Raw genomic sequence first — 15,636 nt, 5'->3', positions numbered from 1 at the left:
TCAGGAAAAAGGAAACAGGACCATCACTCCCATGATCCGTTTCGATCAATGTCCGGAAAGCCGGCCGGTTAGCGCAGAAGCACGACACCGGCGACGTTGAGAAGAATGAACAGCACGGTTGCCGTAAAAAAGCCGGCACTGGTGAAGAAACCGGCAGCCATGGCAATCAGAAGCGCGACGCAGAAGATCGTCACATACTTCGACGCGGCCAGAAAGAAGGTGTATGTCTTCTCATGCTCCGCATAATCCATCGGTGCACCGGTTTCAACCGGTCCGGATTGATGTTCAGCCATCGTCAATATCTCCCAGAATTCTGCGCTCTCTACGACAAAGCCGTCGAAACCGCACTTCGTATAAAACCAATGCCACCGAAGCCGGCCCGCAACACGCCCACAACCTCGTCTCTTGGCCTTATACAAACCAGCGTGGAAGCGCAATAAAAACCCGCCTCCCCAAACTGCGGCATATCGCTTTACGCGGCTCGCTCGAGGCTATTCGGCGGGCAGCTGCGTTCGATTGTGCGTGGTCATCGCAAGCCGCGCGGTTGGCCGGATCGTCAACGGCCTGAATGCGGCCTGCTCATTGCCCTGGAACATCAGGCGCCGTTCGAACGGTTCCGAATCGAAGAATGGAAACCGCGTGTAGAGCCATGGCCTGATTTCACGGACGCGGGCGGCAAGCAACGTGAGATCGATCTTATAGTTGCCGCAGTTCTTTTGCGGCGAAACGATCGTATCGGCATCGAAGATGCGTTTGTAGAATGCCGCATGCTGCGGCTTGACCAGGGACAGGCAACGATCGACATCGAAATGTTCCGACGCCATGGTTGCGACCCGCAACGTCAGATAGGGGATAGCCGGCATCTCTTTCAGGATTTCAGGATCAGCCGCCAGCCGCACTGGATCGATCAGGCTCATCCCGGCATCGAGAAAACCATCGATCTCCTTGCCAAAGACCGACCCGGATGAACTGACCCGATGCTCAGGCGTCACGTGATGGACGCGCACCGTGCTGATCAGCCGTTCCTCGAAATAGATGCCGAAGACGTAGGCGTGGCTATCGAAATCGATATCATCGATCAGCGTTGAACCGGACAAGGGCAGAATGTCGGCCATCTGGTAGGCCTTGAATCGAATGCGGGCAACATCTTCCATATCCTCCCCGGTCTCGACCCGGCGATATTCCACGTGATCCAGCAACTCCAATAATTTTTCCGAGAAACGACCCTGCGTTGAAGCGGCTGGACTCATGAATAATACCTCATTAACGAAATATTAATCTATCAAGAGTCGATAAAGTCACAATCTAATTAAATAAACTCGGTCAGATACTATTTATTAAGGTTAATAAAAGGTTAAGTTTTAATAGCAAGAAATCGCCTCACAACCATAATTCACTAGAAAACTGCGCGTAAAATTCAATCAGAGCTATTTCGGGGAACACCGAAATTTTCCAAACCAGCCGACTGGTGCAAATTTCGGAGGAATGTCAGGCGATATGTCGACTGCGCCGCTTGGCAGTTTGGGTCTTCTTCGCCAGGGTCTCGCAGAGACTCTCGATCGAAAGGGAGGGCATCGGGGCGGCAAACACGTAGCCTTGCACCAGATCGGCGCATTTGAACTCGTTGATCAGGGCAAGCTGGTCTTCTGTTTCGACCCCTTCGATGACAATCTTCAGGCCCAGCTCGCGGGAAAGGTTGACGGTGCCGCGCAACAGCTTGAAGCGGCGCTCGTCCTCGCGAATGTTGCGAACGAAAGAACGGTCGATCTTGACGATGTCCAGCGGCAGCGCATCGAGATAGCTGAGGCTGGAATAACCGGTACCAAAATCGTCAATAGCGATCGTTATACCGCGTGCCCGCAATTCCTGCAGGATGGTCTGAACCTTAACCGCCTCTTCCAGCAGGCAGCTTTCGGTGACCTCGAGATGTAGCCGAGAAGGATCAAGCCCTGTCTCCGCCAATGTATCCGTGATAAATGCGACGATATCGCTGTTTCTAAGATCCAATGCCGACAGGTTGACCGAAACGGCGATATGAGCGGGCCATGTCAAACAATCCCGGCAGGCCTGACGAAGCATGAAATGCGTTATCTCCGAGACAACGCCCATTTCTTCGGCCAGTTGAATAAAAACGACTGGCGACACCGGCCCGCGCTCGCGGTGTGTCCAGCGCGCCAGTGCCTCACAGCATTCTATCCCCGTCCCATCCGGCAGGAACATAGGCTGATAGGCGACGGAAAGATGACTATTTTCGAGCGCTTCCCGTAGATCGGATTTCAGTTTCTGGCGATCGAGATAAAGCGCATCCATCTCCGCCTCGAACGCGGTGCAGCCGCCCTTGTTGCGGCTCTTTGTTTCGAAAAGCGCAAGGTCGGCCTTAATCTGCAGGTCATCGAGGCGGAAACCGGCGCTCGATGCAACGACGTAGCCCGCGCTCATCGACATGCTGAAGGTGAAGCCGCGTGCATTGTAGGAGCCACGCATTTGCCCGTGAACGGCGCGCATGCGCTCTTCGAGATCGTCGCGATTGCACTCGTTCGGGAAGAACAGCACAAATTCGTCGCCCATCAAGCGGGCGGCGATTGCCGATTCGGCGCTGATTTTTTCAGCCGCTCGGCGATGGCGCACAACAACCTGTCGCCGACGACATGGCCCTTCGTGTCGTTGACATGCTTGAACTCGGCAACATCGAGAACCATGAAACCGATCGGACCGGGCTCCATGCGCTCCGCCAGCGCATTGTTGACGAGGTCGGAGAAATAGTCCCGATTGGGAAGACCAGTCAGCGTATCGAACCGCACCATCTGCAGAATTTTCTTTTCTGCCCGGACCCTTGCGGTGACATCTTCGAAAATCAGGACGACCCCGCCATGGGCACGACGACTGGCCGAGAATTCAAGAAACAGATCATCGGAGAAGGGGATCAAGGCGCGCGACTGCACGCCCTTCACCAGTTGGTCGAGCTGGCGCAGGACCTGCTTTGCCCGATCGTGATCAAGGAATGTATGACGCACGCCGTAACGGAGAACCGCATCGAGATGGCAATCCTTGAGCCGCGCATGATCCCCCAGATTGAGCAGTTCACAGGCGCGGCGGTTGGCAACGAGAATCCGGTTGCCGGAATCCAGCATGAACAGACCGTGTGGCATGTTGTTGAGTGCCACATCAAAACGCGCCGCAATCGTTGAAATTTCCCTGGCCGCCATAACGTTCTTGTAGAGGAACTCGCGGACCCCCGTTGCCATTGCCCACGTGGTCAGGATGAAAGGCACCATCAACAGGGCCAGAATAGCCATGTAGCCGTCAAATAAGGCCAACAATCCAATTACGATCGGACCGCAGGCGGAGAATGTCAGCAACACCACCGCGCGCGCTGAACCGTAATTGCGACCGACAACGGAAACCATGGTTGCCAGTGTAACCGAGATGCAGGCCAACTCGGCAAAGGCATCCTGCGAAACCAGGACTGCATAGCCGCACGCCGATCCCAGCGTCAGCGTTGCGCAGACTGCACCTGCATTGTAGCGATTTTCCCAGGTGCGGATGCTCTGGTAATCCAAGGCAGAGAGATCAACGCGGTCGAACTTAAGCATGCCCGATCGGCGCACCAGCCAGACAAGCACGACCGCCACACAGCAGGCGATATAAAAAATCCGAGGTCTTCGCGAAAACAAGGCTGAACGTTACGACATGCGAAAGCATGCCGATCAGAAGAGTGTTCCGATGCTCATAGAGCGAACTTACAAACGAAAGGTAGACATCCGTTGGAAGAGCGCCCTGCTCATTTGCTTTCATGAACCCTCTGCTCCGGTTTGGAGAATTGTTATGCCGGAGGCTTTAACGAAAGATTTCAGTCATTCTCTGGTAAAATGGGTTGCTGATCGGCCCCACATGCAGTGGTGGAAAAGACTACCTGAGGTAATTCAACCAAATATTGCAGCAATCCTAAAGAATACTCGATTTTTGCAACCTTGCATAGTGATCGCTGCAAAATCATTTACCTTCGGTTCTTGCTTCGAAACATCAGCGTATCCGCTTGTTCAATGACTTAAATCGGGAAATGGTTACCTGGTCTCTAATAAAATAGGCCAGATTTGACCACAAGGACTCGCAGCAATTGCATTTTCTCCGTCCCCATCGATTGCGATAGCGCAACGGAGTTGACTTTTTGGCCTTTGTAACGGCAAAGCGAAAAGGCAAAAAGATCGCAAGAACCATAGGTCTGCCGGCGGGAAGCGCCGCTGGAAATGCCTGGAGACGAACGATGCCTAAGCCGATTGTTGCCATTCCTGCAGACTTCCGTGAGTTTGACGGGAACGTCTGGCATGGGGTTCCTCATCAGTATGTCCGTGCAGCAGTCGACGGTTCCGGGGTCATGGCCTTTCTGGTGCCGGCGCTGGAAAACGGCAATGAGACCGATGAAATTCTTGATCGAGTCGACGGTGTCCTCGTCAGCGGATCACGCTCGAACGTTCATCCCTCGCTCTATGGCAAGGTCGCAGTGGAAAGCGACGGACCGTTCGATCCGGGCCGCGACGCGACCAGCCTGCCCCTGATCCGCAGGGCGCTCGAGCGCGGTATTCCGCTGCTGGCGATCTGCCGCGGCATTCAGGAACTCAATGTCGCGCTCGGGGAACGCTGGCCAGCGAAATCCAGGAGATCCCCGGAAACTGGGATCACCGCAAGCCAGACGTTCCCGAACTCGACGTTGCCTACGGTATCCGGCAGAATGTCATCGTCCGCGAGGGAACCTGCCTTGCCTCAGTTCTCGGTGCAGGCTCGGTGCAGGTCAATTCCCTGCATCGTCAGGCCATTTCACAGGCGGCACCTCGCCTTGCCGTCGAAGCCGTCGCCGAGGACGGCACGATCGAGGCCGTGTCCGTGATCGACGCCAAGGCCTTCGCCGTCGGCGTGCAGTGGCATCCAGAATACTGGGTCGGGACGGACGGACCGTCCTCGACGCTTTTCGCAGCATTCGGCGATGCCGTGCGGGTCTATGCCGCCAGCAAGGCCGGCTGAATGCTTCAGCCTGCCTTGCGGGTAAACGGCGTTTCCGGAACCGGCGTCAGCGCCTTGCCCGTGGTGAACCACGCTACAAGATTATCGACCACAAGATCGGCCATGGCATCGCGGGTGGCCTGCGAGGCGGAACCGACATGCGGCAGCAGCGAGACGTTTTCAAGCGCCATAAGGTCTTCGCCGACATGCGGTTCGTTTTCAAAGACGTCCAGCCCGGCACCGGCGATGACACCACGCTTAAGCGCATCCGTTAACGCCGCCTCGTCCACCGTAGAGCCACGGCCGACATTGATCAGTACGCCGTTTGCACCCAGAGCCACAAGAATTTCCGCATTGATCGTCTTTGCGGTGCTTTCGGTTCCCGGCACGATGACAATGATCGTGTCGACAGCCTCGGCCATGCCCTTCAAGGTCGGGTGATAGGTATAGGCAAGCCCTTCGCGTGGGGTGCGTGTATGGTAATGAATGGCAACGCCGAAACTTTCCACACGCTTGGCAATGGCAAGACCGATGCGGCCCATGCCGTAAAGGCCCACAGTGCGACCGCGCAACGTCAGGGGCGACAGCGCAAACGCCCCTTCCCGCACCCAGCGACCGGCGCGCAGCCAGTTCTCGGCCTGCGGCAACTGTCTGACGGTGTTGAGCAGCAGACCGATCGTCGTATCGGCCACCTCTTCGGTCAGAACATCCGGCGTATTGGTCACCGTGATGCCCTTGCGACCGGCATGCGCGGCATCGACGCCATCATAGCCGACGCCGAAATTGGCGATGATCTCGAGATTCCGGAATGCATCCATGAAATCAGCGGAAACCTTGCCCTGCACCGCAATTCCTGAAACGCCAGTTGCAAGCTCCGGCGTGATCAGCGCCGGATCGACCGCAGCGACAAAGACAGGTTCGAAATGATCCGGCAGACGGTCGAGAACGCGCTTGTTGATCTTTCCGGGCACGAGAATACGAGGGCGGCCTTGCGGCATGGTTCGCTCCTTTGAAAACAGTTATGAAATGTCGGCTACCGTGACGCGCAGCGGGCCGGTCGATTGGCGAATGCGCATTTCCGGCTTGATCAGGTGTATACCATCAGGTTCATGGCTGCCGGAGAGTTTATCCAGGAGCGCCCGTGCCGCACTGCGGCCGACTTCCGCCTGGCCGTTCCAGACCGTCGTCAGGGCCGGCGTGGCGATGGAGGCTTCCTCAAGGTCGTCGTAACCGGTGACCGAGACGTCGCGGCCGGGAACCAGGCCGGCGCGGGCAATGCCGTTCATCATGCCGATGGCGACCAGATCGTTCCAGCAGACGACAGCCGTCGGCTTCTGCGGCAGGGACAGCAGATGCACCGCCGCCTCGAAACCACCCTGCTTGGAGCGGGGACCGGGAATGCGCAGGTTGGGATCGACATCGATGTTTGCTTTGCGCAAGGCATTCACATAGCCCTGATAGCGGTCGCGACCGGTTGATGTCTGGTCCGTACCGCCCACCATGGCAATGACCCGGTGGCCGAGGCTGATCAGATGGTTGGTGGCAAGAGAGATGCCGTAGGCGTCGTCGCCGCGGAAGATCGGGACGTCCAGCCCTTCGATCGAGCGGGCAATCAGGATCGCCGGCATGCCGTTGTCCTCGGCCAGCTGGATATCTTCCGGCGGCGTGCCGATCGCGGGCGACATGATCACGCCATCGCCACCCAGTTGCAGCAGTGTTTCAATGAAAGCCCGCTGCTTTTCGACGGAATCATAGTGATTGGAGAGGATGAAGGTCTGGCGGTCGCGGTCGAGTTCGGCTTCGATCGCCTTCAGGATTTCGCCGTAGAACGGGTTCATGATGTCGTGCACGACAACGCCGATGATGCCCGAGCGCGAGGTTCGCAGGCTTGCGGCACGGCGATTGTAGATATAGCCCAGCGCGCGGGCCTGTTCCTTGATCTTGTCTCGGGTGGTGGCGGCAACGAGCGGGCTGTCGCGCAGGGCGAGCGACACGGTGGCGGTGGATACGCCAAGCGTTTCGGCGATCGTTGACAGTTTGACCTTTTGAGCCACGTTTCCTCCGGCCGTTCCATGTCGGCCTCAAGGCCGCTCTTTTTAAATCCTCTTTAAACTGTTTAAATTGACGCTGCAATCGGCAAAACAAAGGGGACAGCGGGGCTATTCCTCCGGTGTCGAGCCTTGAAGATTGGCATCCACGGCCCGAAGAAGCTTCATCAGCGTCTTGATATCCTTGTCGCTGAGATCCTGCGTCGCGATCTTTTCGGATGATTTTCCCGCCGCCTCGATGGTCTGCAAGCTGTTGCGGCCGTGCTCGGTCAGATAAACCTTGGTCAGTCGCCCGTCACCATCATCGGTGCGTCGCTCGACGAAACCCTGCGCTTCCATGCGGCCGATGGTGCGCGTCATGGTCGGGGCCTTGACGCCGAGCTTGGCGGCGAGACTGCCTGCGGTCAGCCCGTCCGTTTCCGCCAGAGAGAGCATGACGCCATCCTGGCCGGCGTAAAGGCCGCTGTCCAACAGGTTGCGTGACAGGACCGTGCGCATGGAGCGCGCAGCCTGAACCAGAAGCGATGCAATATCCTGCGGGCCGCCGGAAATATCGTGCTTCTTCTTGCTGCCCTTGCTTTTCTTCTCGGCCTTGCTTTTCTTTCCCATCGGTCCTCCACCAAATTTCTTGCACGGCCTTATCACCTCTGTATGACTCAAGTAACACCACTCCCGCAAGCAGAAGCGAAAGGCTTGAAAAGAAATGCCATTCCCGCCCGCCCGCTGGACCAACACCGATGCCGGGCTTTCCCGCGACGCGAGAAGCGACTGGATTGCCGTGCTGCCCTTCGGCGCACACGAGCAGCATGGCCCGCATCTGCCTTTCGATACCGACACGCTGATCGCCGAAGGCCTCGCCAGCCGTGTCATCGCGGCCCTGCCCCAAAACCTGCCGGTCACCTTCCTGCCGACCGAGCCTGTCGGTTATTCGATCGAACATATGGACATCGAGGGTACGCGGTCTCTGACCTACGACGAAGCCATCGAGCGATGGCTTGGTATCGCAGAGGGCCTTTGCAAACAGGGCATTCGCAAATTCGTAATGCTCAACGCCCATGGCGGCAATGCACCTTTGATGACGATCGTCGCCACCGAGGCCCGCGTGCGTTTCGGCATGCTGGCCGTTGCCACCAGTTGGACGCGGTTCGGCCAACCGGAGGGCTGGATCAACCCGGAGGACAAGGCGATCGACATCCATGGCGGTGATATTGAGACCTCCGTCATGCTGGCACTCTATCCGGACAGGGTCGACAGGACGAGGGCCGGAAATTTTCCTCGCGGCAGAGCGATTTCGCGCAGCGCTTCAGGCACCTGCGCGCCTACGGACCGCATGCCTTCGGATGGAAGATGACCGACCTCAATACACAGGGCGTCGCCGGGAATGCCGCAGCGGCAACGGCGGAGAGGGGCGAAGCGCTCATTGCCCATGCGGTGAAAGGCATCATCGAACTGCTGCAGGATGTCGCTCGGTTTGATATGAGTGATTTCGCTGCAGCCAACGGGTAGCGCGACCGCCTTGCATCTCCTATATGAGATTTCAACACCGATGGCCGGATCGCCGGCCCGCCAATCTGTCGAGGCCCTCCCATGACCGAAACCGCAGCTGCAATAAAGCCCATTCCCGTCACCGTGCTCACCGGCTATCTCGGCGCCGGCAAGACGACCTTGCTCAACCGTATCCTGTCGGACAATCACGGCAAGAAATATGCCGTCATCGTCAACGAGTTCGGCGAGATCGGCATCGACAATGATCTCATCGTCGAATCCGACGAGGAAATCTACGAGATGAACAATGGCTGCGTCTGCTGCACGGTGCGCGGCGACCTGATCCGCGTGGTCGAAGGCCTGATGCGCCGTCCGGGCCGTTTCGACGGGATCATCGTCGAGACCACGGGCCTTGCCGATCCGGTTCCGGTCGCGCAGACCTTCTTCATGGATGACGACGTGCGTGCCAAGACCGAGCTTGATGCCGTCGTCACGCTTGTCGATGCCAAGCATCTGCCGCTGCGCCTGAAGGACAGCCGAGAAGCCGAAGACCAGATCGCCTTTGCCGACGTCGTGCTGCTCAACAAGACCGATCTCGTGACGCCGGAAGAACTGGCGAAGATCGAGGCTACCGTGCGCGCTATCAACCCCTCGGCCCGCATCCATCGCACCGAGCGCTCTAACATCGACCTGACCAAGGTTCTCAACCAGGGCGCCTTCAACCTGGAACGGGCGTTGGAAAACGAGCCGAATTTCCTCGATCACGATCACCATGAGCACGATCACACCTGCGGCCCGGATTGCGGCCATGACCACCACCATCATGATCACGGTCACCACGATCATGGTCATGATCATCACGGGCATGATCACGGGCATGACCATAGCCACGATCATGGGCATCACGATCACGCCCCTCGCCCATCCATGATGTGACGGTGCAGTCGGTTTCGCTGCGCGGTGGCGAAATGAACCCGGACCGGTTTTCCCCTGGATCCAGAAGATCACCCAGACGGAAGGCCCCAATATTCTTCGCCTCAAGGGTATCATCGCCTTCAAGGGCGACGAGGAACGATATGTCGTTCAGGGCGTGCACATGATCATCGAAGGCGATCACCAGCGCCCCTGGAAGGACGGCGAGAAGCGCGAAAGCCGCCTCGTCTTCATCGGACGCGAGCTCGACCGCGAAAAGCTCGAGCGGACGTTCAACGCCTGCGCAGCAGAGGCGAAGCCGAACTGATGCCGACCGTTGCTCCTCTCGATCTCGCCGGCCATGTGGCCGGCGTTGCCTATCTCGGCGACATCCCCTTCTTTGCCGAATCCGCCGGTCCGATCCACCGTCTTGACCATGGCCACAAGACCATAGAGGCGCATGAGGGGTTACTCGCTTGCATACGCGACGAGGCGACCGATACGTTGCTGACCGGCGGCGAGGATGGCAAGGTGCTGCGCGTCGGTGCCGACGGTTCGGTGACCGAGATCGCTCATGTGCCGCGCAAATGGATCTCGCAGATTGCCGCAGGCCCGCAGGGTGCCGTCGCCTATGCCTATGGCAAGACCACCCATGTCCGACTGGCGGACGGGACAACGAAGCATTTCACCGAAGACCGCACGGTCGAAGGCATCGCCTTGCACCCAAGGGCCTGCGCATCGCTGTCGCCCGTTACAACGGCGTCTCGCTGCATTGGGTCGGCACGGCAGGTCAGCCGGTTGATCTGGAGTGGAAGGGCGCCCACACTGGCGTCAGCTTTTCGCCGGATGGCCGCTTCGTCGTGACGATGATGCAGGAAAACGCGCTGCACGGCTGGAAGATGGACACCAAACCCGGCTCAGAGACGCGCCACATGCGCATGACCGGCTATCCCGCCAAGATTAAATCGATTTCCTGGTCGGCAAAGGGCAAATGGCTCGCCTCCTCGGGCGCACCGGCCGCCATCGTTTGGCCGTTCCAGGCAAAGGACGGCCCGATGGGCAAGGCACCACTCGAACTCGGCACCCGCGCCAATATCATGGTTACCCAGGTCGCCTGCCATCCGACCGACGAGATCGCCGCCATCGGCTACGCCGACGGCATGATCCTCGCCGTTCGTTTTGCCGACGCCAAGGAAGTGCTGTTGCGCCGTCCCGGCAAGGGGGCAATCACCGCCATGGCCTGGAACCGGAACGGCAAGCAACTGGCCTTCGGATCGGAAGCCGGCGATTGCGGCGTCGTCGATATCACCGCCTGAAACAAGAGCGCCGGCAGTCAGCCGCCGCCGCACCGGAAGAGCAAGCGATGATCCCCTGGACCGTGCTCGATACTGCCAAGATGCCGGGTGGAACCGACGAGCTTCGCCTGAAGCAGCGCGGCGCGGAATTCTCGATCATGCTCGGGACCAACGAGTTGATGAACAGCCGGCTGAGCGGCTCGGAGGAAGCGCTCGCCAAGCTGTCTTGCGACCGCATCAGAAGTGCCCCGCAACCGCGCATCCTGATCGGTGGCCTCGGCATGGGCTTCACCCTGCGTGCGGCGCTGGCCGAAATTGGGGAGACAGCCGAAATCGTCGTTGCTGAACTCGTGCCGGCCGTGGTCGCCTGGGCTCGCGGTCCGATGGCTGAGGTTTTCGGCAGCAGCCTCGCCGATCCGCGGGTGACGATCCGCGAAACCGATGTCGGCGCCCTGATCCGATCCGAGCGCAACGCCTATGACGCAATCCTGCTCGACGTTGACAACGGACCCGAGGCACTGACACGGCCGGCCAATGACGATATTTATAATCTCTCCGGCCTCCATGCCGCGAAGGCCGCCCTCCGCCCCGGTGGCGTTCTCGCTGTCTGGTCCTCGGCCCCCGACAACCAGTTTACGCGAAGGTTGAAGACGGCGGGTTTTACGGCAGAGGAAGTGAGCGTGCGCGCCAACGGCAAGCGCGGCGGCGCCCGCCACACGATCTGGCTGGCGGTCAAGAGCGGCGGCTGACGCTCCCGACGGAGCCTTCACCACATCAATTCGAGATGTGGCCTGCCGTTCGAGGTCTTCTCCCTGGTGCGGCCGGTCTCGTCGATGGTGCAATTCACCCGTTTGCGAAAGGCCGAGAAGCTTTCGAAGGTGACGACATCCACAGCTTCAGTGAAGTTCAAGGTCAACCGGAAGCGGCCCGGATGGGACGTGAGAGCCTGGACGCCAAGAATTTCGGCCTCGAAGGGCTGGCCGAGATAGTGGCCCTTTACCCGCGATCCCAGCATATAGGGATTGAGCGGCGGACGATTGCCGACGGCGGCGTGCAAGGTGTTCCAGTCACGAAAACCATGCTGGATCGCTATGATCTCCAGCGCTTTCGAGTGACTGACGTCTCCACCCCTGGCAGTAAGAGACGAGCGCAGACGCTTCGCCTGATCCTTCAGGGCTTCGAGAGATGGGAGTGGGGTTGTTCCACGCATGACGGTTCTCCAGCATTCGCATGCAATCTTTCGGAGGGATCCGCATTGCCGCCAGTTCGCATGCCATGATGATGGATGAACGAGTGGATGTATTCGGAGAGACTTCACCAAAGCCAGTGGCTTGCGGACGGCCGGGGCTCTCACCCGTGATCGTTAGCTACAAGATGAGGTTCGAAATGTCAATTTCCGGCATGCCGGGCGGATTTCAACGAAAACGACCGGATACTGGAATATCCGGTCGTTTCGCCAAATCACCCAAGTTCAGCTTAGGCGGCCCGCTTCATCGGCGCCTGCATCAGCTTGCGGCCGGTGGCGACCAGCATGCCGGCCGCACCACCCAGCCAGCCTGCCTTGAGCTCGAGGCCAAGGAAACGGCTGCGCTCGAATGGGCCGGGCATCACGAGATGCTGCGCGTTGTGGGCAAAGAATCCAAAACGCTCGTAATAGGCGGCATCGCCGACAAGCAGGATAGCGCCGTGGCCGCGCTTCTTGGCTTCGGTGATCACGGCCCGCATCAACGCGCCACCAATGCCCTTGCCTTCATGCGCGGCATCGACGGCCAGCGGGCCGAGCAGCAGCGCATCGACGGCATTGCCTTCCTGGCTGATACCGGCATGGACGTTCCAAAGGCGAACCGTACCGATGACGTGACCGTCCTCGTCGCGGGCGACCAGTGCCAGACCTTCGGCCGGCACGCGGTTGCGGCGCAGCGTCTCGGACGACTTGCGGCGGCGGCCTGGACCCATGGCGCGGTCAAGCAGGTTTTCGCGCGCGACGACGTCGCCGGCGTTTTCAAGGTCGATGGTGAAGGCATTCTGCGCAAAATAGGCGCGGACAGAATCAAGAACAGCGGCCATGTCGGCCTCCCGTACCCAATACCGTAGTTAGCGGCGGTTATGATGAATTGTGAAGGTGCCACCCCGGCTGGTTACGGGGCTGGCAGGATCAGATGACGCCCGTTAGATGACGTAAGACTTCAGCGGATCGAAGCCGTTGAAGGCGACGGCCGAGTAAGTCGTCGTGTAGGCGCCCGTGCCCTCGATCAGAACTTCGTCACCGATCGAAAGCGAGATCGGCAGCGGATACATGTTCTTCTCGTACAGCACGTCTGCCGAATCGCAGGTCGGGCCGGCCAGCACGCACGGCTCCATGACGTCGCCGTCATGGGCAGTGCGGATCGGGTAGCGGATCGCCTCGTCCATGGTTTCGGCGAGACCGCCGAATTTTCCGATATCGAGGAAAACCCAGCGGTGGTTGTCATTGTCCGACTTCTTCGAAATCAGAACGACTTCCGCCTTGATCACACCGGCATTGCCGACCATGCCGCGACCGGGCTCGATGATGGTCTCCGGAATGTTGTTGCCGAAGTGCTTGCGCAGCGAACCGAAGATCGCCTGGCCGTAGGCTTCCGCCGTCGGCACGTCCTTCAGGTACTTCGTCGGAAAGCCACCGCCCATATTGACCATCTTCAGCTCAATGCCCTGCTTGGCCAGCGAAACGAAGACGCGCTTGGCATCGGCAAGGGCCGAATCCCAGGCATCGACCTTGGTCATCTGCGAACCAACATGGAACGAGACGCCGTGCGAGACGAGGCCGAGCTGGTGGGCGTAGACGAGCACGTCGACGGCCATCTGCGGCACGCAGCCGAACTTGCGCGACAGCGGCCATTCGGCACCTTCGCCATCCGTCAGGACGCGGCAGAATACGCGGGCTCCCGGAGCGGCCCTGGCGATCTTTTCGACTTCCTCATGGCTGTCGACCGCAAAGAGGGACACGCCGAGCGCATGCGCCTTGGCGATATCACGTTCTTTCTTGATCGTGTTGCCGTAGGAGATGCGAGCGGCAGTCGCACCGGCGTTCAGTGCCATTTCGATTTCAGCCACACCGGCGCAATCGAAATTGGAGCCGAGACCGGCGAGAAGGCGCAGAATCTCGGGGGCCGGATTTGCCTTGACGGCATAATAAATCGAGCTGTCCGGCAGCGCATGCTTGAAGGCGTTGAAATTGCCGGCGACGACATTGAGGTCCACGACCAGGCAAGGGCCTTCGGGACGTCGGGTGTTGATGAAGTCGATGATGCGTGCAGTCGTCATAGCTGTATTCCCCATATTCCAAACGCTCCGGAAAAACCGGAGGACAAAGGGCATACATGAACACGACCTGGAACCAGCCGGTGGAAACCCCGGATCCAGACATGCGCATGATGCGCTGATTGTGGATACAAGCCCGCCTAGGCTCATATCCGGCTTTGTCTGCCATGGATTGGAGGGGTGACCCGCCCGCACTTCCGGCAATGAAGGTGTGCCTCTTCAGTAACCCCGGCTGATGGAAAGCCGGAAGAGAACAAAAAGGCCCGCACCGTCGTTGCTTCAGATGTCCTCGCATTTTCCGGTTGGCCGGAATAGCGACTGGAGGGGTTAGTTCCAGGTACCTTACCGATTTCCTCACCAAATTCGAGGGTCGGCGGACAGCCATGGGCACGTGCGACTTTGGGCTGACGTTGAGATAAGAAAAAACATTGTCGTAATCAAGGCTTTTTCAAAATCGCCTTTGAATTTTTCCTCTGGACGAACTCGGCGCGATCGTTCAAATTTCCTGAACAATGCGGCCACCACGAAATCGCGAGGCAAGCCACTGAATTTCAAAGATTTTACTTTAGAAATTCCAGTAGAATTTTGACCTGGCACAACAAAGTCAGCAAACCCCTTCTTTGCATAAGTTTTCGGGGTGATGCCGAGATGCGATCGAATCACAAGCAGCGGCGTTCCGCACGACCGAGCAAGGAGCACAAGTCATGGACACTCTCACCCGGATTCGTGCCTTCATCGACGTTGTCGATGCGGAGGGCTTTTCGGCTGCGGCCCGGCGGATCGGCCGCTCGAAGGCCCTTCTGTCAAAATACGTTCGCGAGCTTGAAGACGAACTCGGCGCGCTCCTGCTCAATCGCACGACCCGGCAATTCTCGCTGACGGAAGCCGGCCATACCTATTACCGGACGGCGTCGGAAATCCTGAAGGAAATCGACAACCTGGCCGACCTCGTGCGCGCCAACAATTCCGATCTCAAGGGCAAGCTGCGGATCACCGCGCCGCGCACCTTCATCGATGCGGATATCGGCCAGTCGCTGATCGATTTCGCCAAGGAACATCCGGAGCTTGCGCTTGACATCGTCTCCGACGACCGTTTCGTCGATCTGGTCGAAGAGGGTTTCGATGTCGCCATCCGCATCACCAAGCTGGAAGATTCAACGCTGATTGCCCGCAAGCTTGATGATTTTCACATCAACTACTGCGCCTCGCCGGATTTTCTGGAGCGGCATGGGCCGATCCGCCATCCGTCCGACCTGTCGCGCGTGCCCTGCATCATCGACACGAATGGCCGCTCCTACAGCAACTGGCGCTTTATCGAAAAGGATGGCTCAGGCTTCAGCGTTCCCGTTGCCGGCCCGATCGAGGTCAACAGCCCTCTGGCTTCGGTGCGTGCAGCCGAATCGGGCCTCGGCGTCTCCGGCGTTCCGGAATTCATCGCCCGGCCGAAAATTGCCGCCGGCACGCTTGTCTCGCTGCTGGAAGACTATCTGCCCAAGGATCGCGGCATCTATGCCATCTATCCACACCGGCGCTATCTGCCGGCCAAGGTGCGCACGCTGGTGGATTTCCTGCATGCCTGGTTCCGGAAGAACGCCTGA

10 protein-coding genes and 5 pseudogenes are annotated in these 15,636 nt (G+C 58.9%); 6 read left to right on the top strand and 9 right to left on the bottom strand.

Going from position 1 to position 15,636, the window contains the following annotated elements; translation table 11 throughout:
• Nucleotides 1-68: 68 nt before the first annotated feature.
• From P6U16_RS15600 to P6U16_RS15590, 3 genes and pseudogenes are all read right to left on the bottom strand, one after another.
• Nucleotides 69-293, bottom strand: coding sequence for an aa3-type cytochrome c oxidase subunit IV (locus P6U16_RS15600; RefSeq protein WP_277701312.1), 225 nt, complete (start codon nucleotides 291-293; stop codon nucleotides 69-71).
• A gap of 198 nt (nucleotides 294-491) precedes the next feature.
• The gene (locus tag P6U16_RS15595) at nucleotides 492-1,250 is read right to left on the bottom strand and encodes a hypothetical protein (RefSeq protein WP_277701311.1); all 759 of its coding nucleotides are present in this window, start codon (nucleotides 1,248-1,250) and stop codon (nucleotides 492-494) included.
• A 238-nt stretch (nucleotides 1,251-1,488) separates the two neighbouring features.
• Nucleotides 1,489-3,795 (bottom strand): annotated as a pseudogene (locus tag P6U16_RS15590) (EAL domain-containing protein).
• 469 nt (nucleotides 3,796-4,264) lie between these two features.
• Here P6U16_RS15590 and P6U16_RS15585 point away from each other — a divergent pair.
• A pseudogene (locus P6U16_RS15585) lies at nucleotides 4,265-5,019 on the top strand (gamma-glutamyl-gamma-aminobutyrate hydrolase family protein).
• 5 nt (nucleotides 5,020-5,024) lie between these two features.
• Here the strand turns inward: P6U16_RS15585 and P6U16_RS15580 are convergent.
• The 3 genes from P6U16_RS15580 to P6U16_RS15570 all read right to left on the bottom strand — a co-directional run bounded on the left by P6U16_RS15580 (nucleotide 5,025) and on the right by P6U16_RS15570 (nucleotide 7,655).
• Nucleotides 5,025-5,996, bottom strand: a complete 972-nt coding sequence (locus P6U16_RS15580) for a 2-hydroxyacid dehydrogenase (protein ID WP_277701310.1) — start codon at nucleotides 5,994-5,996, stop codon at nucleotides 5,025-5,027.
• A 21-nt stretch (nucleotides 5,997-6,017) separates the two neighbouring features.
• Nucleotides 6,018-7,052, bottom strand: coding sequence for a LacI family DNA-binding transcriptional regulator (locus P6U16_RS15575; protein ID WP_277701309.1), 1,035 nt, complete (start codon nucleotides 7,050-7,052; stop codon nucleotides 6,018-6,020).
• 105 nt (nucleotides 7,053-7,157) lie between these two features.
• Nucleotides 7,158-7,655 carry a MarR family winged helix-turn-helix transcriptional regulator gene (locus P6U16_RS15570; RefSeq protein ID WP_277701308.1) on the bottom strand — a complete coding sequence of 166 codons (498 nt, stop codon included), beginning with the start codon at nucleotides 7,653-7,655 and terminating at the stop codon, nucleotides 7,158-7,160.
• A 94-nt stretch (nucleotides 7,656-7,749) separates the two neighbouring features.
• Between P6U16_RS15570 and P6U16_RS15565 the strand changes: the two are divergent.
• From P6U16_RS15565 to P6U16_RS15550, 4 genes and pseudogenes are all read left to right on the top strand, one after another.
• A pseudogene (locus P6U16_RS15565) lies at nucleotides 7,750-8,552 on the top strand (creatininase family protein).
• 81 nt (nucleotides 8,553-8,633) lie between these two features.
• Nucleotides 8,634-9,771, top strand: a pseudogene (locus P6U16_RS15560) (GTP-binding protein).
• A pseudogene (locus tag P6U16_RS15555) lies at nucleotides 9,771-10,759 on the top strand (WD40 repeat domain-containing protein). The pseudogenes P6U16_RS15560 and P6U16_RS15555 overlap by 1 nt, the downstream one beginning before the upstream one ends.
• A 47-nt stretch (nucleotides 10,760-10,806) precedes the next feature.
• Nucleotides 10,807-11,487 carry a spermidine synthase gene (locus P6U16_RS15550; protein WP_277701307.1) on the top strand — a complete coding sequence of 227 codons (681 nt, stop codon included), beginning with the start codon at nucleotides 10,807-10,809 and terminating at the stop codon, nucleotides 11,485-11,487.
• A gap of 17 nt (nucleotides 11,488-11,504) precedes the next feature.
• On the opposite strand, the gene P6U16_RS15545 is transcribed toward P6U16_RS15550, so the two are convergent.
• The 3 genes from P6U16_RS15545 to odc2 all read right to left on the bottom strand — a co-directional run bounded on the left by P6U16_RS15545 (nucleotide 11,505) and on the right by odc2 (nucleotide 14,041).
• Nucleotides 11,505-11,948 (bottom strand): glyoxalase superfamily protein, encoded by a 444-nt coding sequence (locus P6U16_RS15545; protein ID WP_277701306.1) that lies wholly within the window; start codon nucleotides 11,946-11,948, stop codon nucleotides 11,505-11,507.
• 266 nt (nucleotides 11,949-12,214) lie between these two features.
• A complete protein-coding gene (locus P6U16_RS15540; RefSeq protein WP_277701305.1) occupies nucleotides 12,215-12,805 on the bottom strand; it encodes an N-acetyltransferase in 591 nt (196 codons plus the stop codon).
• A 102-nt stretch (nucleotides 12,806-12,907) separates the two neighbouring features.
• Nucleotides 12,908-14,041: an ornithine/lysine decarboxylase gene (gene odc2 / locus P6U16_RS15535; RefSeq protein WP_277701304.1), complete on the bottom strand. Its 1,134-nt coding sequence runs from the start codon at nucleotides 14,039-14,041 to the stop codon at nucleotides 12,908-12,910.
• 701 nt (nucleotides 14,042-14,742) lie between these two features.
• On the opposite strand from odc2, the gene P6U16_RS15530 reads away from it, so the two are divergent.
• A complete protein-coding gene (locus tag P6U16_RS15530) occupies nucleotides 14,743-15,636 on the top strand; it encodes a LysR family transcriptional regulator (protein ID WP_277701303.1) in 894 nt (297 codons plus the stop codon).

The organism is Rhizobium sp. 32-5/1, from assembly GCF_029537235.1.
GTDB lineage: Bacteria > Pseudomonadota > Alphaproteobacteria > Rhizobiales > Rhizobiaceae > Pararhizobium.
Note: the sequence above shows the minus strand (reverse complement) of the source record. Positions and strands in the feature narration are given on the sequence as shown.